23 protein-coding genes and 1 tRNA gene are annotated in these 23,055 nt (G+C 49.3%); 12 read left to right on the top strand and 12 right to left on the bottom strand.

What is annotated here, in order from left to right; translation table 11 throughout:
* The first annotated feature begins 7 nt into the window (after positions 1 to 7).
* Genes metX through ACYSNS_RS02130 form a run of 3 tightly spaced genes read left to right on the top strand, consistent with a single transcriptional unit; the run spans position 8 to position 2,813 of the window.
* Positions 8 to 1,192 (top strand): homoserine O-acetyltransferase MetX, encoded by a 1,185-nt coding sequence (gene metX / locus ACYSNS_RS02140; RefSeq protein WP_461721474.1) that lies wholly within the window; start codon positions 8 to 10, stop codon positions 1,190 to 1,192.
* Positions 1,189 to 1,821: a methionine biosynthesis protein MetW gene (metW, locus tag ACYSNS_RS02135; protein WP_461721473.1), complete on the top strand. Its 633-nt coding sequence runs from the start codon at positions 1,189 to 1,191 to the stop codon at positions 1,819 to 1,821. Before metX ends, metW begins: the two co-directional genes overlap by 4 nt.
* Positions 1,776 to 2,813 (top strand): phosphotransferase enzyme family protein, encoded by a 1,038-nt coding sequence (locus ACYSNS_RS02130; RefSeq protein ID WP_461721472.1) that lies wholly within the window; start codon positions 1,776 to 1,778, stop codon positions 2,811 to 2,813. The genes metW and ACYSNS_RS02130 overlap by 46 nt, the downstream gene beginning before the upstream one ends.
* On the opposite strand, the gene modC is transcribed toward ACYSNS_RS02130, so the two are convergent.
* From modC to ACYSNS_RS02105, 5 genes are all read right to left on the bottom strand, one after another.
* On the bottom strand, positions 2,740 to 3,867 hold the full coding sequence (gene modC / locus ACYSNS_RS02125) for a molybdenum ABC transporter ATP-binding protein (protein WP_461721471.1): 1,128 nt from the start codon (positions 3,865 to 3,867) through the stop codon (positions 2,740 to 2,742). The genes ACYSNS_RS02130 and modC overlap by 74 nt on opposite strands.
* The gene (gene modB, locus ACYSNS_RS02120; RefSeq protein WP_461721470.1) at positions 3,864 to 4,550 is read right to left on the bottom strand and encodes a molybdate ABC transporter permease subunit; all 687 of its coding nucleotides are present in this window, start codon (positions 4,548 to 4,550) and stop codon (positions 3,864 to 3,866) included. The genes modC and modB overlap by 4 nt, the downstream gene beginning before the upstream one ends.
* 2 nt (positions 4,551 to 4,552) lie before the next feature.
* Positions 4,553 to 5,305 carry a molybdate ABC transporter substrate-binding protein gene (gene modA / locus ACYSNS_RS02115; RefSeq protein ID WP_461721469.1) on the bottom strand — a complete coding sequence of 251 codons (753 nt, stop codon included), beginning with the start codon at positions 5,303 to 5,305 and terminating at the stop codon, positions 4,553 to 4,555.
* Between the two features lie 12 nt (positions 5,306 to 5,317).
* Positions 5,318 to 6,109, bottom strand: coding sequence for a TOBE domain-containing protein (locus ACYSNS_RS02110; protein ID WP_461721468.1), 792 nt, complete (start codon positions 6,107 to 6,109; stop codon positions 5,318 to 5,320).
* Between the two features lie 105 nt (positions 6,110 to 6,214).
* A complete protein-coding gene (locus tag ACYSNS_RS02105) occupies positions 6,215 to 7,159 on the bottom strand; it encodes a 2-hydroxyacid dehydrogenase (RefSeq protein ID WP_461721467.1) in 945 nt (314 codons plus the stop codon).
* Between the two features lie 264 nt (positions 7,160 to 7,423).
* Here ACYSNS_RS02105 and ACYSNS_RS02100 point away from each other — a divergent pair, with 264 nt between their 5' ends.
* The gene (locus tag ACYSNS_RS02100) at positions 7,424 to 8,269 is read left to right on the top strand and encodes an aminotransferase class IV (RefSeq protein ID WP_461721466.1); all 846 of its coding nucleotides are present in this window, start codon (positions 7,424 to 7,426) and stop codon (positions 8,267 to 8,269) included.
* Positions 8,270 to 8,577: 308 nt separating this feature from the next.
* Here the strand turns inward: ACYSNS_RS02100 and holA are convergent, their stop codons facing one another.
* From holA to ACYSNS_RS02080, 4 genes are read right to left on the bottom strand one after another with little or no spacing between them, the layout of a single operon-like run.
* Positions 8,578 to 9,618, bottom strand: coding sequence for a DNA polymerase III subunit delta (gene holA, locus ACYSNS_RS02095; protein ID WP_461721465.1), 1,041 nt, complete (start codon positions 9,616 to 9,618; stop codon positions 8,578 to 8,580).
* A gap of 4 nt (positions 9,619 to 9,622) precedes the next feature.
* The gene (locus ACYSNS_RS02090; RefSeq protein WP_461721464.1) at positions 9,623 to 10,417 is read right to left on the bottom strand and encodes an ABC transporter ATP-binding protein; all 795 of its coding nucleotides are present in this window, start codon (positions 10,415 to 10,417) and stop codon (positions 9,623 to 9,625) included.
* Positions 10,410 to 11,306: an ABC transporter permease gene (locus ACYSNS_RS02085; protein ID WP_461721463.1), complete on the bottom strand. Its 897-nt coding sequence runs from the start codon at positions 11,304 to 11,306 to the stop codon at positions 10,410 to 10,412. The genes ACYSNS_RS02090 and ACYSNS_RS02085 overlap by 8 nt, the downstream gene beginning before the upstream one ends.
* 58 nt (positions 11,307 to 11,364) lie before the next feature.
* Positions 11,365 to 12,324, bottom strand: coding sequence for an ABC transporter substrate-binding protein (locus ACYSNS_RS02080; protein ID WP_461721462.1), 960 nt, complete (start codon positions 12,322 to 12,324; stop codon positions 11,365 to 11,367).
* A 188-nt stretch (positions 12,325 to 12,512) separates the two neighbouring features.
* Between ACYSNS_RS02080 and ACYSNS_RS02075 the strand changes: the two genes are divergently transcribed.
* The 5 genes from ACYSNS_RS02075 (at position 12,513) to ACYSNS_RS02055 (ending at position 17,177) form a co-directional block, all read left to right on the top strand.
* A tRNA-Gly gene (locus ACYSNS_RS02075) sits at positions 12,513 to 12,587 on the top strand.
* Positions 12,588 to 12,709: 122 nt separating this feature from the next.
* On the top strand, positions 12,710 to 13,255 hold the full coding sequence (locus tag ACYSNS_RS02070; protein WP_461721461.1) for an RNA 2'-phosphotransferase: 546 nt from the start codon (positions 12,710 to 12,712) through the stop codon (positions 13,253 to 13,255).
* 266 nt (positions 13,256 to 13,521) lie between these two features.
* Entirely contained in the window at positions 13,522 to 14,052 is a 531-nt protein-coding gene (locus ACYSNS_RS02065) for a YagU family protein (protein WP_461721460.1), read from the top strand.
* A 412-nt stretch (positions 14,053 to 14,464) separates the two neighbouring features.
* Positions 14,465 to 15,997 (top strand): DASS family sodium-coupled anion symporter, encoded by a 1,533-nt coding sequence (locus ACYSNS_RS02060; protein ID WP_461721459.1) that lies wholly within the window; start codon positions 14,465 to 14,467, stop codon positions 15,995 to 15,997.
* Positions 15,998 to 16,085: 88 nt separating this feature from the next.
* Positions 16,086 to 17,177 (top strand): glycerol dehydrogenase, encoded by a 1,092-nt coding sequence (locus tag ACYSNS_RS02055; protein ID WP_461721458.1) that lies wholly within the window; start codon positions 16,086 to 16,088, stop codon positions 17,175 to 17,177.
* Between the two features lie 170 nt (positions 17,178 to 17,347).
* Here the strand turns inward: ACYSNS_RS02055 and ACYSNS_RS02050 are convergent, their stop codons facing one another.
* On the bottom strand, positions 17,348 to 18,046 hold the full coding sequence (locus tag ACYSNS_RS02050; protein WP_461721457.1) for a DJ-1/PfpI family protein: 699 nt from the start codon (positions 18,044 to 18,046) through the stop codon (positions 17,348 to 17,350).
* 63 nt (positions 18,047 to 18,109) lie between these two features.
* Between ACYSNS_RS02050 and ACYSNS_RS02045 the strand changes: the two genes are divergently transcribed.
* A complete protein-coding gene (locus tag ACYSNS_RS02045) occupies positions 18,110 to 19,123 on the top strand; it encodes a GlxA family transcriptional regulator (RefSeq protein WP_461721883.1) in 1,014 nt (337 codons plus the stop codon).
* 4 nt (positions 19,124 to 19,127) lie between these two features.
* Here ACYSNS_RS02045 and thiD read toward each other — a convergent pair whose 3' ends face one another.
* Positions 19,128 to 19,976 carry a bifunctional hydroxymethylpyrimidine kinase/phosphomethylpyrimidine kinase gene (gene thiD, locus ACYSNS_RS02040; protein ID WP_461721456.1) on the bottom strand — a complete coding sequence of 283 codons (849 nt, stop codon included), beginning with the start codon at positions 19,974 to 19,976 and terminating at the stop codon, positions 19,128 to 19,130.
* Positions 19,960 to 20,376 carry a hypothetical protein gene (locus ACYSNS_RS02035; protein WP_461721455.1) on the bottom strand — a complete coding sequence of 139 codons (417 nt, stop codon included), beginning with the start codon at positions 20,374 to 20,376 and terminating at the stop codon, positions 19,960 to 19,962. The genes thiD and ACYSNS_RS02035 overlap by 17 nt, the downstream gene beginning before the upstream one ends.
* 181 nt (positions 20,377 to 20,557) lie before the next feature.
* On the opposite strand from ACYSNS_RS02035, the gene ACYSNS_RS02030 reads away from it, so the two are divergent.
* Together ACYSNS_RS02030 and ACYSNS_RS02025 are read left to right on the top strand one after the other, a co-directional pair.
* Positions 20,558 to 21,274, top strand: coding sequence for a gluconate 2-dehydrogenase subunit 3 family protein (locus ACYSNS_RS02030; protein ID WP_461721454.1), 717 nt, complete (start codon positions 20,558 to 20,560; stop codon positions 21,272 to 21,274).
* 3 nt (positions 21,275 to 21,277) lie between these two features.
* On the top strand, positions 21,278 to 23,047 hold the full coding sequence (locus ACYSNS_RS02025; RefSeq protein ID WP_461721453.1) for a GMC family oxidoreductase: 1,770 nt from the start codon (positions 21,278 to 21,280) through the stop codon (positions 23,045 to 23,047).
* Positions 23,048 to 23,055: the final 8 nt, after the last annotated feature.

Genomic DNA, 23,055 nt, shown 5'->3' with positions numbered 1-23,055 from the left:
AACCGATATGACACAGACAATGCCTTCCGGAGGTTCGTCCGGCAAAAAGAAATCGCAGGCATTTGCGCCTGACAGTAAAGTGGCCGTTTTCGGCCCCGACCAGCCATTACAGCTCGATAGCGGTGTGGTGCTTACGCCGTTTCAAATAGCATATCAGGACTATGGCGTTCTCAATGCCGATAAAAGCAATGCGGTTTTGATCTGTCACGCTTTGACTGCGGATCAACATGTCGCCAATATTCATCCCGTTACCGGCAAACCGGGTTGGTGGGATATTCTGGTGGGCCCGGGTAAAATTATCGATACCGATAAATATTATGTCATCTGCTCCAATGTCCTTGGTGGATGTCTCGGTTCGACCGGTCCGGCATCCATCAATCCGGCAACCGACAAGCCTTATGCGTTGGATTTTCCAGTTATCACCATTGGCGATATGGTGCGGGCGCAGGCTATGTTGGTCGAACGACTGGGCATAGACACCTTGTTTTGCATCATTGGCGGTTCAATGGGCGGCATGCAGGCATTGCAATGGGCCTCCGCCTATAAGGAAAAGGTGTTTTCGTCGGTCATTCTGGCAACCGGCGCGCGACACTCTGCGCAAAACATCGCTTTTGACGAAATCGGCCGACAAGCGGTCATGGCCGATCCCGATTGGTTGGGCGGTCAATATCTTGCGGCAGGTAAAAGGCCTAAAAAGGGGTTGGCGGTCGCCCGGATGACGGCCCATGTCACCTATCTGTCAGAAGCGGCCTTGCATCGAAAATTTGGCCGCAATCTGCAAAATCGTGACCAGATTACCTTTGGTTTTGATGCAGATTTCCAGATAGAAAGCTATCTGCGGCATCAAGGCATGACCTTTGTCGAAAGGTTCGACGCCAATAGCTATCTCTATCTAACGCGCGCAATGGATTATTTTGACCTGGAGGCCGAGCATGGCGGACGATTGTCAAATGCCTTTACCGGTTCGCGCGCTCGTTTCTTTGTCGCATCATTTTCCAGTGATTGGATGTTTACCACCGAGCAGTGCCGCACCTTTGTTCACGCGCTAAACGCTGCGGGTGCAGCCGTTTCCTTTGTCGAGATTGAAACCGATAAAGGCCACGATGCCTTTTTGCTTGATGAGCCGGTTATGTTTTCAGCAATCCAGGGTTTCTTGCATGCGGCAGCGCAGCAACGGGGGCTAGACGCATGAATGAACATTATGAACGCGCTTCGGCTTTAAAATCCCGTACTGATTTTGAAGTGATCGCCGATTTTATCAAACCCGGCAGTCGTCTGTTGGATGTGGGGTGCGGCGATGGCGAACTTCTTCACCTCTTGCAAACCCGGCGCAACGTGGATGGCCGCGGTGTCGAATTATCGCAGGCCGGCGTTGACCAATGCCTGCTTAAAGGACTGTCTGTCATCCAGGGCGATGCCGATAGTGACTTGATCTACTATCCGGATTCGGGCTTCGACTATGTCGTTCTATCTCAGACATTGCAGGCAACGCGTAATCCAAAAGCCGTGCTGGAACAGCTGCTGCGTATCGGCGAACGCGTGGTGATTTCCATACCCAATTTTGGCTATTGGCGCGCCCGCGCCCATCTGCTCTTCCGCGGCCGTATGCCGGTGACCAAAGAATTGCCCTATAGTTGGCATGATACCCCCAATATCCATTTCTGCACGATTGAAGATTTTATCGATCTTGTCAAAGAAGTCGGTGCCAAGGTTGAAAATGCCGTAGCGCTGAACAGACAAGGTCAGCGTGTTGCTTGGAAGCTTCCTTGGGGGGCATGGAACTTGTTTGGCCAGCAAGCCGTGTTTCTTCTCCACCGATGAAAGATTATGATACAGAGGTGCTGATTGCTCTTATCCGCAGCAACCTTTATCAATGGGGCGTAGCGGAAGCCGCATCGATCAAGCTTTTGACACGATCGGAAAATGCAACTTTTATTGTTGAAGACGGAAAACAACACAAAGTTGTCCGGGCTTATCGCCCTGATTATCATAGTGATGCGGAAATCACTTCTGAACTTTTGTGGCTTCAGGCTATCGAGAATTCTGCAATTGTGCCTGTCCCACATCTCTTTACATCGGCATCAGGCGACCTTTTTATTCATGCCGGGACGCAAAGATTTGCCTGTTTCAGCTTTATGGCGGGTTATGAACCCGTTCCCGGACGTGATCTCGTGCGCTGGTTTACAAAATTGGGCGAAATATCGGCACGGCTTCACCACCAGTCGATACATTGGCAGAAGCCTGACAACTTCACCCGCAAACATTGGACGTATCAGACAATGATCGGCGAAGGAGCTTATTGGGGCGACTGGCGATGCGCTGAAGGTTTGAGCGATGACGATCGCAAGATTTTGCAATGTTGCGACGATAAACTTGCGCAAACAACGACAAATTTCCCGCGCGATCCCCGTCACTATGGTCTTATCCATGGTGATTTGCGTTTGGCCAATCTACTGGTCGACGATGAAAGGCTGGTGGCGATTGACTTTGACGACTGCGGATTTTCATGGTTCGGACTGGATCTTGCCAACGCCATCAGTTTCATCGAAGATGATCCAATCGTACCCGATCTTATCGAGGCTTGGTTTGAGGGATATCAAAAAGTAGCGCCTGTATCCCCGCAAATGCGATTGATGCTGCCGCACCTCATCATGATGCGCCGTCTGCAACTGACGGCATGGTTGGCCAGTCATAGCGAAGTGCCAACAGCGATTGCGCTGCAACCAACCTATGCAAAGGTTACTGTTGCGCTTGCAACCCTTTATCTGCAACAGCATGATTGCCCTGACGGTCGACAACTGCCACGCCTTTGATCTGCGCGTAGACCGGCATACCCTCCTGAAGACCGAGTTGCTGCCAGGAGTGACGCGTCAAACGGGAAAGGATTTGCGCGCCTGCTCCTTCAAACCCTAATTCCAATAAAACCAGCATTTCGAATGCGCCCTTCGCGCGTACCGCTTTGATGCGCGCGGGTAGAATATTCAGAATTGAACTTGCCGCGGGCGTTTCAATGGCAAGGCTGACATCATTTGCACCAATCCTGATGCGCATCTTCCGGTTTGTCTGCATCTTGACTGATGGCGCTATGAAAATGCCGCCTGCAACCGCAATGCTTAAAAGTCCGGTTTGATCATCATATGCAACGATATCTCCATCCAGACTGACGGCTGCTTCCCGTGTGTCGGCCAACGGCAGGTCCGGGTTTGACTGCAATTCTTCCAGCGGGCCGGCTGCAACAACGCTGCCCTGATCCATCAGGACAAGTTGGTCGGCGAGGCGCTCCACTTCATACATGTCATGGGTAATATAGAAAATCGGCAATGCGAGCTGTTCACGCAATCTTACAAGAAAGGGCAGGATCTCATCACGCGTACGCTTGTCGAGGGCCGATAGCGGTTCATCCATTAAAAGAACCCTCGGATGGGATAGAAGTGCCCGACCGATAGCGACGCGCTGGCGTTCGCCCCCCGATAAATTATGCGGCGCACGATCGACAAGATGTGCAATGTTCAACAGCTCGATCACCTCTGCAAAAGATGGAGATTGTTGACGTTCCGCTTTAATGGAACCGAAGGTGAGATTTTTTCGTACCGACAGATGTGGAAACAGGCTGGCTTCCTGAAAAACATAACCAATAGGACGCTTATAGACGGGGATAAAGACATCTTTATCCTGCCAGCACTCGTCGCCGATAAAGACATGCCCTGCCAGCCGGTTCAAGCCTGCTATCGCGCGCAAAATACTTGTTTTTCCGCAGCCAGACGGCCCAAAAATGGCAGTAACGCCGCGCAATGGTGCCTGAAATGCGCAGTCAATGGTGAAGTTTCCTAACTGACCTGAAAAGCGGATATTGATGCCATTTGTCATAGAGCGCGCCGCCGCATGGTTTTTTCAATCAAGGTAACGGTCAAAATAATAACAAATGAGAAGACAACCATGATAGCCGACAAGATATTTGCCTCGCGCATTTGATCAGCTTCGACATAGCCCATAATTGTCGTTGAAATGACAGCGGTCCTGCCGGGTAAATTACCGCCAATCATCTGGACAACGCCAAATTCTCCGACTGTGTGGGCAAAACCCAGTACCGCCGCTGTCATAAAGCCGGGGCTTGCGATCGGCAAAGCCACTTTCCAGAAAGCTTTCCATGGCGACGCTCTCAAAGTTGCCGCGACTTCCATAGGTCTTGTGCCCATGGCTTCAAATGAATTGCGGATAGGTTGGACAACGAAAGGCAGGGAGTAGATGATGGATCCGATAACCAAACCTTCAAAAGTGAAGGCGAATTTATCCATACCAAACCATGGTGCTATAAAACCGCCGGGACCGTTTGGCCCCAGCAACACCAAAAGATAAAAGCCCAAGACGGTTGGCGGCAGAACCAGCGGTATAGAAATGAGCGATGCGACCACTTCTTTAAATCGTGATCTGGAACGTGCCAACCATAAAGCAACCGGCGTACCGATGACCATCAAACAAAGCGTGGTCACGGCAGCCAGTTGCGCTGTCAGGGATATGGCTGACCAGGTTTGGGCAGATAGAAACCCCATGTTTAGTTGGCAGCGTTTGCCAGCGCGTAGCCGTATTTTTTGATAATCGCTGCTGATTCAGGCCCTTTTAAAAACTCTAGAAATGCCTTCGCCGCTTCATTGTTTTCGCCCGTTTTCAACAGTACGGCATCCTGTTTGATCGGATTGTAATATTGTTGCGGCACAATCCATTGCGAGCCACCCTTTTCATTGATGACTTGCGAAAGTGCAACAAAGCCAATTTCTGCATTGCCGGTTTTTACGAATTGAAAGGCTTGTGAAATATTTTGTCCTTCGACAAGCTTGGGTTTAATCTCGTCATGGACTTTTAGAGCGTCCATTGTTTCAACAGAGGCTTTTCCGTAGGGGGCAGCATCGGGATTGCAAAACGAAATGTGCTTGATGGATGCATCCGTCAGAGTTTCGGGGCCTTTGATTAAATCCGGCTTCGAACTCCATAGAACGAGTGTCCCGATAGCATAGGTAAATTGCGTGCCTTTAACACCATAACCTTCTTCGACAGTTTTGGTTGGACGTTCTGTATCAGCAGCCAGAAATACTTCAAATGGGGCACCATTTTTTATCTGGTTGTAAAAGTTGCCGGTCGCACCAAATGACAGAGTTGCCGTATGACCGGTTTTTTCTTTGAATTGTTCTGCAATTTCCTTGACCGGTTCCGTGAAATTTGCGGCAACAGCTACAACGGTTTCACCAGCATAGCCCAATGATGTGCCAGCCAAAAAAATGCCGGTCAATAATGCGAGTTTCAATTTCATAGCTTACTCTCCTTAGCTTGTCGCAATTATGATATGTTCTGCTTTGAAAGATGCGATCACCGGCATCTCGACCAATAGATTGTCGAGCATGGCATCGCCCGGACGTGCGGTTGCCACCAGCGTTTTACCCGACCCTACATCGACCACCAATTCAATACTGGTTCCGCCAACAGCGATGCTTCGTAAAATGCCTTGGATCTGATTTTCCAGTGAGTCATCGCTGAGGGTATCAATCGGTGAAACCTTGACGAAAGGTGCTTTGATAAGTGCTGCAACCTGCCGTCCCGTGACCAAACCCAATGTCGTAACACTTTTTGCAGTAATCTCGGAGCGGATCATGACATCCGGTGAAACCCGGATGTCGATGGATGCGGAAACAAAATCAGACACGATGTTTTCGATCGCCCCTGCCAACACATTGCGTGCCGATGTCCGCATCATAAAACCTTGAAACAATCCTGTTGATGTCAGGCCTATTTCAGCCAAATCAGCGGAAGCTTCATTCATCATTGCGGCCAATCCACCTTCAAGCCGATGAAAGGTCTCGATCAGCCGAACGCCGGCTGGTGTCAAAACAGTTCCGCCGCCACTACGCCCACCGGCGCTTTTTTCCAATAAGGGTTGTGAAACAAGATTCTGCATCGCATCCAATGCATCCCAAGCTGCCTTGTAGCTGAGGCCAATAGAACGCGCGGCCGCAGATATAGAGCCGTCTCGCCCGACCGCTTCAAGCAACTTGATGCGTTCACGTCCGACCGAACCCAAATTTTGCTCACGCAAAGCCAATGTCGCTTCAACGGCCATTGCTTATCCTCTCAACCGCTATATAGAATACCTACATAACGAAAAGCGAGAAAGCAAGGTTTTTGCTGTCGTGCGTCGCCGACAGCGCCATTTTAGCATTGTTGATCAGTAGCCGCGTTGGCGATCGACTGTTTGGGGCAACTTTCCGGTATCGCGCCAGCGCTTGATATTGTCAGCGACAATTTTGGCAGCGGTCTCAGGGTTCGACAATGCAGCAATATGTGGCAGCACAGTTACATGCGGATTATGCCAATAGGGGCAGGTTTCGGGAAGCGGCTCAATGTTGAAAACGTCAAGCACAGCGTGATTGAGGTGACGTGTCTTTAGCGCTGCCAACATCGCTTCGGCATTTACGATGGGGCCGCGGGCAAAGTTGATCAGGCTTGCGCCTTTTTTCATCATGGCGAAATGTTTTTGATCCATCAGGCCGCGCGTTTCCTCGGTTAACGGTATCAAACAAACGACAATATCGCTTGCCGCCAAAATCTGCTGCAATCCTTGAGCACCATGATAGCTATCAAGCCCCGATATATTTTTCAGCGTGCGCGACCAGCCGGCAACCTTGAAACCAGGCGCTTGCAAAAGTTTTGCAGCCGCTTGTCCCAATTCACCCATGCCCAATATGCCGACGGTCCATTCCGTAGCAGGGCGATAAGGTTGCGGCCGCCATTCTTTGGCAAGTTGTTGCCGCTGATAGGTTGGCATATCGCGTTGAAGATAAAGACACCATGCCAGTACAGCTTCCGCCATGGCATGCGTCATGGAAGGGTCGATCAGCCGAACGATCGGCGGGGCATCAAGTGGAAGTTCCCCAACCATACGCTCTACGCCCGCCCACACGCCGTGGATCCATCGCAAATTCGTCAGTGCACCAAGCTCGGCCGGATCAGGGTTTGCGACGACAGCGATTTCCACCTGTTCACGTTCATTCGGTTGCAAGCCGTTGAAAGACACAATTTTTTCGTTTGGCATGACCTTGGAAAGCGTTGCGATCCACTTTTGCGCCTCTGGTTCGGCATAACGACTCAAAAAAGCTATCGGAGAATGCATCGTATGATCCTGTTATTCGGGGTCAAAATAAAGTGCGAACGAAATTGGCAAACCTTCAATCTCTTCTCTTGCTGGACATACAAATCTGCCGTAATTTAACGTAAAGTTGTAAAATGATTTTTCAAAACTGCAAGGCGGGCGTTCAACACATATTGTTCATCATGACCCCCACCGCATACACAGCAAAATCAAATGCAAATTTTATAGGCGTGTCTTATCTGTGCAGATGGCCGCTGAAACCGAAGAACCTTGAAAGGGAATACAATGACACGCACCGTCTATGTCAATGGCGAATGGCTGGATGAAAAGGCCGCAAGCGTTTCCGTCTTCGATCGATCGGTGTTGTTTGCCGATTCGGTTTATGAAGTAACCACCTTTCTTAATGGTCAGTTTCTTGATTTTGACGGCCATATCCAGCGGCTCAAAAACTCCTTGAAGGGGCTTGATATCCAATTTGATGTCGATGCTGAACAATTCTTGGCGATCCACCGCGAGATTATCAAGCGTAATGCATTGGAAAACGGTACCGTATATCTCCAAGTGTCTCGTGGATGTGTTGATCGTGACTTTATTTATGACAACACTGCAAAACCTACTCTTTTCATGTTTACGCAAACCGGTGTCGTCAAAAATCTGCAAAAAATGCCAGAGTTGAAAATGATATCGGTCACAGAGGGCCGTTGGAGCCGTCGCGATATTAAAACGACGCAACTTCTTTATTCCTCCTTTGAAAAGACAAAAGCCTATCGGGAAGGTGTCAATGACGTCGTTTATGTTGAAGACGGTTACTTGACCGAAGCGAGCTCATCGAATTTTTATATCGTCAATAAAGAGGGCACCCTTATTACACGTCAGCTGGACGGTACGATTTTACCTGGTATTACCCGTGCGACAGTTTTGGAACTTGCGCGCCAGAACGGTATTGCTGTCGAGGAACGTTTGTTTTCCTTAGAAGAAACCTACGCTGCGCAAGAAGCACTTATTTCATCGGCAACAAGTTTTGCCACTCCTGTCGTCACCCTTGACGGCAAAACGATCGGAACCGGAAAACCGGGTGACGTCACACTGCGTTTGCGGAAGCTTTATCTCGATAATGTTAAGAGAATTTAGCACGGTTTTCGATTTAACAGGATGAGCTAGCCGTGCTCGTTCATCCTTTATCGACGGCACAATGGCCTCGACCTGTCGGAGATTGTATTGCATCCTCGTCTAATAGCATTTTAGACGCGCAAATGGTGATCCCTTTCGCTGAAAGCGCTCGAGGTTCTGACTAGAGCACGTTCGGTATTTGATGAACCAAATACGTGCTCTAAATTTTTGGTTTTTCCGCATTTTTTATCCGATAGGAGTGGGATTAAGAAAACGATCCTATGAATCGTTTTCCCCACGAATGCGATTCACACTTTTCGGAAAATGCTCTAGCTACGGTGGCGCTTTGCCATGACCGCCAGCGCTAACAGCGTCTGGCGGATAATGGCTTCACCGAGGCCCGCATTTTTGCGACTTTCTAACACCGCTTTTTGTAACCGCTCCATTGCTGCCGCAATTTGTTCGAGCGTCCAATGCGTCACTGCGCGTTCAATAAGTTTTTGGCGGCGGAAAAATACCGGAGGTTTTGCCGCTGCTACAGCAGAAAATGGTGTTTTGCCTTCAATTTCCACCTGATAGCGTAAAAGCTGCAACTGCTGGAATTGCCGTTGGGCAGCGCTCAAAATAAGAAACAGGGCACTGCCTGTTGCCACCTGTCGGTCAAAACTATCGTTGAAATTATTCAAATCGCCTATCAGCACCGCATCGATAATTTCATCTTGAGAAAGCGCGCTGACATCGCTCACCGCCTCTTTAACATCCTCCATGGTAATCTCGCCCTTATCAAGGGCATAGAGACAGAGCTTTTCAAGTTCGCCGCGAGAAACCAGTCGGTCGCCGCCCAAACTTTCGCGTAGCCATTTGCGTGCATCCAGCGAGATTGAAAGTTTGAATTCACCCAAGACCTGATCAATCAAGCCATCAAGCGCACGCGCATCATCGGCAAAACAGGGTAGAGCCATTGCAGTCGGTGCTGTTTCCACCGCAGCACGCAATCCTACGCCTTTTTTCAAATCACCGGCTTCGATGAGCACGAATGCTTGCTCGGGTGGCTGCTTGATCAATCGCTTGACCGAATCAACAAGGCTTTTTTGGCCCGCGGCATTGCGGATCCAGATAAGCCTGTCGCCGCCAAAAAGCGAAACGGTTCGTGCCTCGTCATCCAGTCGAGCCGAATCCTTATCGATATCACTTGCTTCCAAACGGATATTGGCAAAAGGATCGTCCAAAGCGATGCCGGTCAGTTTTGCAAAGGTCGTTGCCCGTTCGGATACCAGCCCCTTATCGGGGCCATAAATCAGCACGATGGGAAACTGTTGTTGCAGTCGTGTTAGATAACCGTCAACTTCATGTGCTTTTTTCTGGGCCACAATTTCAATCCATCAGTAGCTTGTCGTCATCCAGTGCCTCGCCGCGAACTTTCTGGAACATGCCTACGAGGTCGGCAACATCCAAACCTTTACGCTCCTCTTCATGGACATCCAGAACAACTTTGCCGCCATGCAGCATGAATGTGCGTTCGCCATAATCCAGCGCCTGCCGCATGGAATGGGTGACCATAAGCGTTGTCAGATTATTTTCCCGAACCATCTTTTCCGTCAGTTCCATGACAAAATCGGCCATGCCCGGATCAAGTGCTGCGGTGTGTTCGTCCAATAATAGCACATCGGCATTTGAAAGGGTGGCCATGACCAATGACACAGCCTGGCGTTGTCCGCCGGAAAGACTGTCCATACGGTTATGGATACGATCTTCCAAACCAAGCCCTAATTCTGCGATGCGATGGCGGAATAATTCCCGATTGGCACGCGTCAAAGCTGAACGCAGACCTCTCCGTCTGCCACGACGGGCCGCAAGCGCAAGATTTTCTTCTATAGTCAATGAGCCGCAGCTTCCTGCCAGTGGATCCTGAAAAACACGGGCAATCATACCAGCGCGTTCCGCTGTTGATTTGCGTGATACATCCTGACCGTTGATAACCACTTTACCTTCGCTTGGCAGGATATCGCCCGCCATGACGCCCAACATGGTCGATTTGCCAGCACCATTGGAACCGATAACCGTGATAAAACTTCCCCGCTCAATCGATATATTGAGATCGATCAAAGCCTGTTTTTCCAACGGTGTTCCCTGTTTGAACGTTACGCCGATGTGAACGAGCTCAATCATGTTTCTTTGCTCCCAAATAGCGTGGCAGCACAAGGGTCAATACGACCAGCAACGATGTGATCAGTTGCAAATCGGTGGAGGTATCGATGCCCAAACCGCTGCCTTCGAAGGCAAATTGAACGGCCACACGATAAAGCACCGAGCCGATAATGCAGCTGATGATAATCAGCAAAAGATTGCGCGTCCGGAATAAGGTTTCGCCGATAATAACCGCCGCCAAACCAAAAACAATAGTCCCTGCACCGCCGGTAATATCGGTTGCAATAGCAGTTTGGATATAAAGCGAACCGCCAAGTGCTACGAGTGCGTTGGACAAACCCATGCCGAAATAGATCAAGAGTGCGGTGCGGACACCCTGCGCTTTAGCCATCCGCGGATTGGTCCCGGTTGCACGCATCGCAAGGCCGGTTTCGCTTTCCAGAAACCGCCATACGAGAAATGCAACGACCAGCACAATGATACCGACAAATAACGGCCTTACCAACATATCGGGTAAGCCAAATATGCCGTAAAAGGGTGTCAAAGCGGTATCTGCAAGCCCGAGATTAACATTTGAAACACCCATGATCCCCATGATGCGCAGATTAACCGTATAAAGCGCCGACATGGTGAGAATAGATGCGAGAAGGTTGAGAATACCGAATTTCAGATTGAGCATTGCCGTGACAAGACCGGCAGCCATGCCGGCGATCAAAGCACAGACCATCGCCACCCACGGATTGAAACCACTCAAGATCATCACACCGCAAACGGTTGATCCTAGCAGAAATGATCCGTCAACCGTTAGATCTGGAAAATCAAGGATTCGAAATGAAAGATAAACGCCAATAGCAACAAACGCATAGACCAATCCGAGCTCGATAGCGCCGGTAAACGCAAACATACTCATCCAGCAAAAACCTCGCTCGTGGTTTTTTCAAACGTCCGATTTGTCACATTACACCTTGTTACTTTTCATTAATTTTGACAGCGCGATCCAATATTGATTGCGGAATGATGATGCCCATCTTGTCAGCAGCTTTGACGTCGACCGATATATTGCGGGCCGGCGGGGTGACAACGTCGATATCTCCCGGCTTTTCACCTTTCAGGATACGCACCACAAGCTTGCCCGTTTCAATGCCGGCATCGTAATAATTAATGCCCTGCGCGGCGAAGGGGCCACGGCCTATGGAGCTTGCATCAGCGGTGAAAAGAGGCGTTTTTGTCTCGGCGGCAACCTTGGTTGCACCTTCTAAAACAGAAATGATAGTGTTGTCGGTCGGAACATAAATAATGTCGACTTTGCCAACAAGCGCCCGCGTGGCAGCCTGTACATCTGACGATTTAGGTGCAGCAGAGGGAATCACGTCGATGCCGTCCTTCGCGGCAAGCTCTTGAAGAACCTTTAACGTCGATACTGAATTGGCTTCAGCGGAATTATAGAGATAGCCGAGCTTTTTCAGATCAGGCTTGATCTCTTTTAGGAGCTTAAGATGTTCTTCGATAGGCGACCGGTCGGATACGCCGGTAATGTTACCGCCGGGTTTTTCAATAGAAGGTACGAGCTTTGCCTCGACCGGGTCTGAAACAGCGGAAAATACGATGGGAATGTTTTTGGTCGCGGCCAACATTGTTTGAGCCGATGGTGTTGCAATTGCCACAATCACATTTGGCTGGTCACCGACGAATTGTCGGGCAATCTGTGTTGCGGTCGAAATATTACCTTGTGCTGATTGGAATGTGAGAATCAGATTATCGTCTTTTTTGTAACCTTGCTTGGCCAGCTCGTCTTCAACCCCTTTGCGCACGGCATCCAGAGCAGGATGGGCAACGATCTGGGTGATATCGACTTTTACCTTGTCTGCAGCAGCAGAAAGAGCCGTCATTGCACAAAAAGCAGCAGCAGCCATCAACAATCGACGCATATTCACTTCTCCCATGATAAAAACACATACTGCTTTATTGGAGCAGAGCGCGGAAAGCAACATTTCTCGGCTTTTTTCGCCTTTGTATTATGAATCTTGCAAGAAAATAATTTTTTATGTTGCATTCGGTTCAAGGTTGCGCCATATAGGCACCGCCTGAGGCGAAGAGATGAGCATCAGGATTGTGAGCGGGTGTAGCTCAGGGGTAGAGCACAACCTTGCCAAGGTTGGGGTCGAGGGTTCGAATCCCTTCGCCCGCTCCAATTTATCTTTCAATATTTATCTTCTTCCCCTGATATTTTCCAGTAATAGGTCTGATGATGTCTGTGACATTGAAACCAGATACCGTTGCGCTTATCGTTCTATCGGTGGACGGCAGGATGTCATGAATAAGATCGAGCGGGAAAATATCAGCAAGTTTCTGAGTTTCGTTTTGCGGCATCAGCCGGAAGCCATCAATATTTCGCTTGATCGGGAAGGGTGGACGGATATCGACATTCTCATTAAGCAAGCTGCCGTGTACGGAAAATCCCTTACGTTGAATCTGATAAGAGATGTGGTCAATAGCAACGATAAAAGACGTTTTGAATTATCTGACCACGGTGATTTTATCCGCACCGTTCAGGGCCATTCTACAAAAACTGTTGCGCGGGTGTTTGAACCAAAATCTCCGCCGGCGCTCCTTTATCACGGTACAGCCAGGCGTTTTCTGGATTTGATAGCAAAAGACGGCTTATCGCCTATGTCCCGTCATCATGTTCATCTATCTGCTGATGAAGCAACGGCTAACGATGTCGGTAAACGCTATGGTGACCCCGTTGTACTGACTGTCGATGCCCATATGATGTTCGTTGAAGGTTATCGGTTTTTTCAGTCAAAGAATGGCGTTTGGCTCACCGAAAGGGTACCGGTGCAATACATTAAAATCTAGAGCATTTCCCGAAAAGTGTGAGGCGCACCCGTGGGGAAAACGATTCACAGGATCGTTTTCTTAATCCCACTCCTATCGGACAAAAAATGCTGCAAAAAGGAGACCTAGAGCACGTGTTCGATTCATCGAACACTGAATGTGCTCTAATGGTGTCGGAGCGATAGCCTGATCGCGTCTAATCACAAAATGTTAAATAAAAATTGTATTGTAGTCTCGATTACTCAAGTTTAATCTCTGCGTCTTGTCAGCAACATGGATAAACAATCGTGATCAAACAGTTATTTGTACAAACACAAACAGCCAACCGGCGCTTTTTTGCAGCAATTGTCGCGGGCTTTGCCGGTGGAATGATTTCGGGTTTCGTCAAGGCAGGGACCGAAGGCATCCTTCCTCCACGCACTCCCGATAGGGCTATACCGCCTGCCGAAGTCTTGCAAAGTTTCGGAATAGATGTGCAAAACATGGTCTATCAATATTCCGATCATGTTGTGAATTGGGGCATATCGGGTGTGCACTATCTTTTTTCCGTCGTCTTTGCCCTGTTCTATTGCGTTGCGGCAGAGATATTTCCGCGTATCAAACTATGGCAGGGACTTGCTTTCGGCGTTCTCGTTACGATCGGCTTCCATGGTATCGTTCTGCCGGTCGGTGGTTGGGCACCACCAATCTGGAAACTCCCTATTGACGAATTGTTTTCTGAAAGCTTCGGGCACTTGATTTGGGCATGGACAATAGAAATTGTCCGTCGGGATCTGAGAAATCGCATGACGAATCGTCCAGATCCGGAATTTGCTTGATACGGCATCTTCACTTGGTGCTATGATTGTGTCGCGCCTATTGGTGCGGCACTTTGTCATGCCTATGCGCCTGGCGTGTGCAACAGCGTGTTAAAATGATAGTGGAATACTATCAAAAACGTTGGCCTGTCCGCGGTGTTTCGCACTTATACCGATGTTCATCCAACGTGTTTCGATGCGTGCGAAAGCACTGAAATATAACGTCTAAACTGAACTGCCATGTGCAGCCAAAAGGAAAATACGTTCGTCTAAACCCTTTTTTAGATTGTCAGTTTTTCAAGTTTCAGTCGATGGTTTTTAAGTGGTCAATAGTCGGTTTTCGTTTGCCGGCAAAATTGCAAATTTTCGTTGTAACGGAAATTTGAACAGCCTATATGAATTTATGGGAGGAACTCATAAAAAGGGTTCTATCGTGCAATCGGTTTGCAATCTCTATAACAAAATATCGCAGCTTGTTCCTTTCCGCATCGTTCCGGGCATTTTATGTGTCCTGATTTATTGGGGTCTGTATCTTTCGCCCACACCAGATGGTTTGACACCAGAAGCCTGGCACTTTGTTGCCATCTTTGTTGCAGCTATTTTGGGTATTATTCTCAAAGTTATGCCGATTGGCGTTATGTCGATGATCACCATTGCGGTGGTTGTCCTTTCCAAAGTCACATCGTCTGTATCACAAGATCCATTGAAGGCTGCCGAAGGCTCAAAAAACGCGGTTATTGATGCGCTTAGTTCCTTCAATAATGCCCTTATCTGGTTGATTGTGATTTCTGTTATGGTGTCACGTGGCCTTATTAAAACCGGTCTGGGATCGCGTATCGGCTATTATTTCATCCGCTTGCTCGGCAAAAGAACACTTGGTATTGGTTACGGTCTGGCACTTTGCGAATTGTTGCTGGCTCCCTTTACACCGAGCAATACAGCGCGTTGTGGCGGCATTATCCATCCAGTGATGCGCTCTATCGCTCATGCTTACGAATCTGAGCCGGAAAAAGGCACGGAAGGTAAAGTCGGTACCTATCTCGCTCTTGTGAATTATCATGCCAATCCGATCAGCTCGGCCATGTTTATTACGGCAACCGCACCAAATCCGCTCGTGGTCAACTATATCGCTGAAGCCACCAATCAGAATCTAAGCCTATCTTGGAGTTCTTGGGCTTTGTGCATGTTGCTGCCCGGTGTTGTTGCCATGCTTTTGATGCCGTTTGTGATTTATCTCATTTCCCCGCCTGAATTGAAGGCTACACCGAATGCCGTTACGTTTGCGCATACGGAATTGAAAAACCTTGGACGCATCAAGGGATCAGAAATCGTCATGCTGCTGACTTTTTGTGTAATGCTCTTATTGTGGGCAGGTCTTCCAGCGTTTCTTTTTGGTCCATCCTTTGTGTTCGACCCAACAGCTGTTGCCTTTATCGGCTTGGTGATTCTGCTTTTATGCGGCACACTGAGCTGGGACGATGTGCTGAAAGAAAAGAGCGCATGGGACACGCTGATCTGGTTCGGTGCGCTGGTTATGTTGGCAGGCCAGCTCAATAAATTGGGCATTGTCGCATGGTTTTCTGACGGGTTGCGTGTGGCCATTGAAAATAGTGGCATGAGCTGGCCGGTCGCCATGGCCGTGCTGATCCTGACATTTATGTATGCCCATTACGCTTTTGCCAGCACAACCGCACATATCAGCGCCATGATGCTGGCTTTCCTGATGGTTGGCGTACATCTCATTCCTGCCGACTATGTTAATTTGTTCATGTTGCTCATGGCATCTGCCGCGTCGATCATGATGTGTCTAACCCATTATGCCACGGGTACGTCGCCGATTATCTTTGGTTCTGGCTTTGTAAGCCTTGGAAAATGGTGGGGTGTCGGGCTTGTTATGAGTGTCGTTAATCTGCTGGTTTTCGCGATTGTTGGCGGCGTCTGGTGGAAAATTCTTGGATATTGGTGAGTGTGAGGCAATTGCACGCCGCCACACTGTCATCATTGCGTATTCAAAACAGTCTAGAAACAGTTTTTTAAATGAAGAGGATCCAAAAATGATTACAACAACCATCTTCCCTTCCCGCTATATCCAAGGTCCCGAAGCACTGTCGCTGCTTGGTGAAGAATTGGCCCGTTTGGGTAAAAAGGTACTTCTGCTGGAAGACCCTATTGTTGCAAAGAATTTGGACAAGCAAGTCAAAGACGGGCTTGGAGACAAGATTGCAGCCGTTGTTGAAGTTTTTACCGGCGAATGCTGTGACGATGAAATCAACCGTTTGGCTGCTACGGATGGCATTGACGTTGTGGCAGGTATCGGCGGAGGCAAGACACTCGATACTGCCAAAGCGGTTGCCCATGCTCTTAAAGTGCCTGTCGTGGTTGTGCCCACGCTTGCATCCACTGATGCGCCTTGCAGTGCGCTTTCGGTTATCTATACGCCGAAAGGCGAGTTCGACCGGTATCTTTTTCTGCCCAAAAATCCTGATCTTGTTCTCGTCGATAGCACTGTTATAGCCAAGGCGCCGGTTCGTTTTCTGGCGGCAGGTATTGGCGATGCATTGGCAACGTGGTTTGAAGCCGAGTCTTGCCGGATATCAAGAGCCAACAATATGACCGGTCGTCCCGGCTCGGCAACAGCTTACGGTCTTGCACGCATGTGCTTTGAAACTTTGCTTGAATACGGGCAATTGGGCTATCAGTCCTGCGCTGCGGGTATCACTTCGCCAGCATTGGAAAAAATCATCGAAGCCAACACTCTTCTCTCGGGGCTGGGCTTTGAAAGTGGTGGTTTGGCAGCCTGCCATGCTATCCATAATGGTTTGACGGTGCTGCCGCAAACACACCATTACTGGCATGGCGAAAAGGTCACTATTGGGGTTCTCGCATCTTTGATCCTTACCGATAAGGATGCTGACATGATCAACATGATTTATGACTTCTGCGAATCGGTAAATCTGCCGACAACGCTTGCTGAAATCGGGCTTGGTGATGTCAGTGACGAGGATCTGATGAAAGCTGCAAAAGCGGCAACGGTGGAAGGTGAAACCATTCACAATGAGTGCGGGACTATCACAGCCGAGGCAGTTTTTGCGGCCTTGCGTGCAGCCGACGCCATCGGTCTGGCACGGAAGGGATTGGACGGATAGCATTAAACAAGGCTATCTCTTACAGGGGTGAAAAGTGCCGGTGGTCGCAAACCGGCACTTTTTTGTCTGTCTTGCTTTTAATGTGAAAGGAGCAGATTGGAGCATTTCCAGAAAAAGTTGAATGACTTTTTCGTCTGGACAATGCGGTGAAACAAAGAGTTAGAGTGAATCTATGCCTCAATCAAAAACGGATTCACTCTAGCCTGTTTCCACCTTTCGACAATCTGTTTTCTTGGCAGATAGGTTTCGCCCTGTCGCAGGACATTCTCAACCAGCTTTTGCGGTGCTTTTTCCGGTGTGCCGCAATCAAATGGTGGTTGTGGGTCATATTGCAGGAATAGCTGGATAGTCCGGGCCGCTTCCTCTCCCAACAATTGCGCAATCATAACCAGCCCGAAATCTATTCCGGCAGTAACGCCACCGGCGGTCATGATGTTGCCGTCTAAAACCACCCGTTCTTTGCTTGGTATCGCGCCAAAATCAGCAAGAAACTCCAAAGCAGTCCAGTGTGTCGTGGCTTTTTTACCCATTAAGAGTCCCGCTGCACCCAATACCAGTGCGCCAGTACAAACAGACGATATACAGCGGAGAGTTTTGGCTTGATTGATGACAAAGTTCAAAACAGCCTGATTTTCCAGAAGGGCATTGACGCCTTTGCCACCCGGTACGCATAAAATGTCCAGTTGACATGCACTATTGAAATTCATTGTCGGCTGGAAGGTGATGCCGCTTGTCGTTGTTACTGCCTCAAGTGTTTCACCGATCAGGTGCACCTCGATCTGTGATGAGGATGTGAAGAGTTCATAGGGCCCCGCGAGATCCAGAAGTTGCATATCCGGGAAGATGATAAATCCGACTTTGATGGGCATAAGCTTATCCTTTCTGGAAACGTGTTGATTTGAAGACATCTTAATGATTATCTAATGTCTGTTATGACAAAGACCCCACAGATTACGCCAAATGTTATGGAAAACGCGCGATCACCGCGGCTGATCGTATTTCTCGGTTTCGATAATGCGCAGCTTTTGGATATCACCGGACCGCTTCAGGTGTTCGCCAGCGCCAACGAGTTGGGCGATCCAAGAAAACCAGCCTATCAACTGCAGATTGCGGCACAAACCGCCATGATTACGACATCAAGTGGTGTGATGCTGAATTGTTTTCCACTAGAGACTACGCCGCTTAACATCGACACATTGATGATCAGTGGTGGTTTCGGAATCAACGCGGTCTGCGAGAATCAGCCTGTTCTCGACTGGATATCCTCGCTCCACCAATTAACAAGGCGAACAGCCTCTGTTTGCAGCGGGGCATCTGCTTTAGCAAAGTTGGGCTTGCTGGATGGAAAGAAAGCCACGACCCATTGGAACAGGATCGCGCAGTTCCGTGAAGACTATCCCGATGTTCAATGGCAACAGAATGCGATCTACGTGCGTGAGGGCAAGATCTGGACATCAGCGGGTATAACGTCCGGTATCGACATGGCTTTGGCAATGGTCGAGGAGGATCTTGGATTCTCTATCGCCAAGGCGGTTGCACAGCATTTGGTCGTATTCTTGCGCCGCCCGGGTGGGCAGAGCCAATTCAGCACCATGTTGGACTTGTTTTGTGCCGATGAGCGCTTCAATAGGCTGAACCAATGGATCATAGAAAACTTGGCAAAGCCCCTAACCGTTGGCATTCTGGCTGAAAAAGCGGGTATGAGCGAGCGCAATTTCACCCGACGTTACCGTGAAGCCATAGGTCAGGCGCCAGCAAAGGCCATTGAACGGTTGCGACTGGAAGCAGCACGGCGTTTTCTGGAGCAGGGCGGCACGATCAAACAAATTGTCCGACAATGCGGTTTTGGCAGCGAAGAAACCTTGCGCCGTGTATTCCATCGTCACATGGGCATATCACCGCAAGCGTATCGGGAGCGTTTTGCCGCAATAGCCGATACGTCTTGAAAGATTATTCCGGTATTTGTCCATTCTTCCACATCTGATAGAAATGGTGTACCGGTCCATGCCCATGACCGACATGCAATTCGTCAGACGCTGCAAGTGCACCCGTCAGATAATTCTTCGCAAATCTGACGGAATCGACGAGGGGTGTGGTTGGCAGCAGAGCAGCTATGGCAGCGGAAATTGTGCATCCCGTTCCATGATCATTTTTGGTTATAACGCGCTGGGCTTCCAGTTCGACAACGCCGTGTTTATCGCAAAAGATATCGGGGCTGGTTTGCCCTTTCAAATGACCACCTTTCAATAACACGGAACGACATCCAAGATCGAGAAGGTCGGGTGCCTGTATACGCATTTCCTGCAAAGACCAATCAGGTTTACTGTTCAGCAACACGGCAGCTTCAGGAAGATTGGGTGTGATGATAGCCGCCATGGGCACCAGCACATCACGGATAAGCTCTATTGCGTCCTGTTCCAGCAAAAGGTCACCACTTTTTGCCACCATCACCGGATCAACGACAATATTGCGTGCTTGATGGTGGACAAGACGATCAGCGATAATATCGGCAATAGCTGCATTGGCAACCATTCCAATCTTGACCGCATCGACTCTGACATCTTCAAACACCGCATCGATCTGGTCCGCTACAAAGCCCGCATCCATCGGCCTGAAGGACCGGACCCCGCTGGTATTTTGTGCAACAACAGCCGTTACAGCGCTCATTGCATAGGTTTTCATGGCTGAAAATGTTTTGATATCGGCTTGCATGCCGGCACCGCCAGACGGATCCGTGCCGGCAATCGACAAGATATGCGGAATGAAAGTGTCTTTGTCTGTTTCAACTTGTAAAGTCATTGCAGCGTTTACCTGTCCAAGGGAATTGCAGAAGTTGCAGGGATGAACCCCACCGGCCTTCGAAATGGTCAAATTTGTCGTCAAATTTCAAGATAGCAAGGCCCGTTCCATACTTGTCTTTCCATTGTATGGTACGCTCGGTCCCTTGACCTTTTGCCAATTCTTCTATCGTGCCATCGGTAACGTTTTCAGCATCACGATAGATCATTTTGCCGATGATACGGCCATCCGCGGTCGGGGTGATTGTCACCTCGGAACGAACCTCGTAACCAGCATGGTAGACAAAGCCGCAATATCGGCCGGAAGGGCCGTTAGCCTGTATCTCACCGGCTGACACAAAGGTCGAAACCATCAGCGCAACCACGCTTACAAACGCTGAAATAGGGTAAGTACGTATCATCGCTCAATTCCAAATAACCATTCATATATTCCATAATTTGAAACCGGAATACACCTTATTGATAAAGAAATTTGAGTAAAAACTGAAGGTTTATCACTTTTTCGCAATCGGGCCGCAGGTGGATTACGCACGGTTCTAATTGGTGTAACGATCAAACTCCATATAGTTCGTGGAGGGTTACATGACACGAAAATCTTTGACAGTATCGGATCTGTCTATCACGCGACGGGGGTTGTTGTTGGGTGCTGCGGCGTGTGCTGCGGTCGCCCTTTCTGCCCGTCATGCTATGGCACAGCCGCAGGGGCCAGTGCCTTTGGAAAATTATCAACGGTCTTATTTCAATGCTGAAGAATGGGCGTTTATCCTCGCTGCGACCGCACGAATCATCCCGTCGGATGGTAAAGGGCCCGGTGCATTGGAAGCGCGCGTTCCCGTATTTATTGACAAGCAGATGGCGACACCTTGGGGTCGGGGCGACCACTGGTATATGCAGGCACCATTCGACCGTGATGCCCCGCGCTATACAGGTTATCAGGCAGCGCCATCACCTGCCGAGGCCTATCGCATTGCCATTCCAAAAATCAACGAATGGTGCAAAGGTCAATATGGCGCCACCTTTGCCGAGCTTTCCGCGGACAAGCAGGACGAGGCTTTAACCCGTGTGCAGAAGGATGAAGTGCCGATTGAAGAATTGCGTTCTGGCGATTTCTTCAGCTTCCTGTTGCAGAACACCAAGGAAGGCTATTTTGCCGATCCTAAATATGGTGGCAATTTCGATATGGCCGCATGGGTTTATATCGGCTTTCCCGGCGCGCGCGCCAGTTTCCTTGAATGGGTGGAAAAGGACAATGTTCCTTATCGGCTCGGGCCTGTTTCTCTTGCCGGTGAAAGGGCTTAAATCATGACAATTACCATGAAGAAAAAAGACGTTGTCATCATTGGTCTTGGCTGGACCGGTGCCATAGCTGGTATCGAGCTTGCAAAAGAAGGATTGGAAATTTTGGCCCTTGAGCGCGGTGAAGACCGCGATACAGTACCGGATTTTGCCTATCCCAAGCCTGCTGATGAACTCAAATACGGTGTTCGCCTTGATACTGCGGTGCGCCCGCACGACCACACGGTGACGATCCGCCGTAGTTTGCAGGATAAGGCCTTGCCCTACCGGCAATTGGGTTCGTTTCTACCCGGCATCGGCGTAGGTGGCGCCGGTATCCACTGGAACGGCATGACATGGCGCGCACAGCCGGAAGAATTGCGTACGCGTTCCTATATTGAAGAGACTTTTGGCAATATCATTCCGGAAAACATGACAGTGCAGGACTGGGGCGTCACTTATGACGAACTGGAAGAGCATTTTGACATGTTTGAAAAAGTCGCCGGTGTATCCGGTACTGCGGGCAACTTGCGCGGAAAGATTCAAGAAGGCGGTGACCCGTTTGAAGGGCCGCGGTCGAATCCATACCCAATGCCTGCGCTGCCAATGACCTATAATGGTCGTATTTTCAGTGAAGCGGCAAAAAACATCGGTTTGCATCCGTTTCCCTGTCCTTCGGCAATCGCTTCCGAAGCTTACACCAACCCTTATGGTATGCAGATGGGACCGTGTAATTATTGCGGGTTTTGCGAGCGTTATGGTTGCCTGAACTATTCAAAAGGCTCACCTCAGGTCAATGTATTGGCAGCGCTGAAGCAATATAAAAATTTCGAATATCGCGTCAAATCAGAAGTGCTGAGAATTGAGAAATCAGCCGATGGCAAAACGGTCACCGGTGTAACCTACATCAACGAAGCCAAGGAAGAGATCTTCCAGCCGGCCGATCTCGTTATCCTTGGCGGTTTCATGATTAACAATGTGCATCTGCTGCTCCTGTCGGAACTCGGCCAGCCTTATGACCCGGATAGCGGTGAAGGTGTGATCGGGCGTAACTATGCATATCAGACCATGATTGGCGGCGGCACGCTGTTTTTCAATGACAAGACGTTTAATCCGTTTGTCGGTACAGGCTGTAATGGCGCCTATATTGACGATTATGGCTTCAACCAGATCGACTTTGCCAAAGAAGGCTTTATCGGTGGGAGCCGTATTGCGACAAACCAGACAAATGGCCAGCCTATCCGTTCCATGCCGCTTCCTGCTGGTACGCCGGGCTGGGGCAGCGGTTGGAAAGAAGCTATAGGTGAGTGGTATGGGCACGCTATGTCCATATCGCAGCATGGTTCGGTCATGGCTTATCGCGATGCCTATCTTGATCTCGACCCGACCTATAAGGATAAATATGGCCGTCCACTCATGCGCATGACCTTCAACTGGCATGAAAATGAGATCCGTATGTCACAATATATGACCAAACAGATCGACAAGATTGCTGATGCAATCGGCCCTGACCAGTACCATCAGAATCCACCGATGAAAGAAGGGCAGGAATATGATGTCCGTATCTATCAGTCGACGCACACCGTTGGTGGCGCAATCATGGGTGAAGACCGGCAGAAATCCGCGCTAAACCGTTATTTGCAACATTGGGATTACCACAATCTCTTTGTACCGGGTGCCAACGCTTTTCCGCAGAATATCCAGCATAACCCTACCGGCACGCTTGGTGCACTGACCTATTGGATGCTTGACAAGATCAAGTCCGATTATCTCAAAAACCCACGTCCATTGGTATAGGAGAGAAC

The organism is Bartonella sp. LJL80 (assembly GCF_054871565.1).
This window is presented reverse-complemented; position numbering and strand designations above follow the sequence as displayed.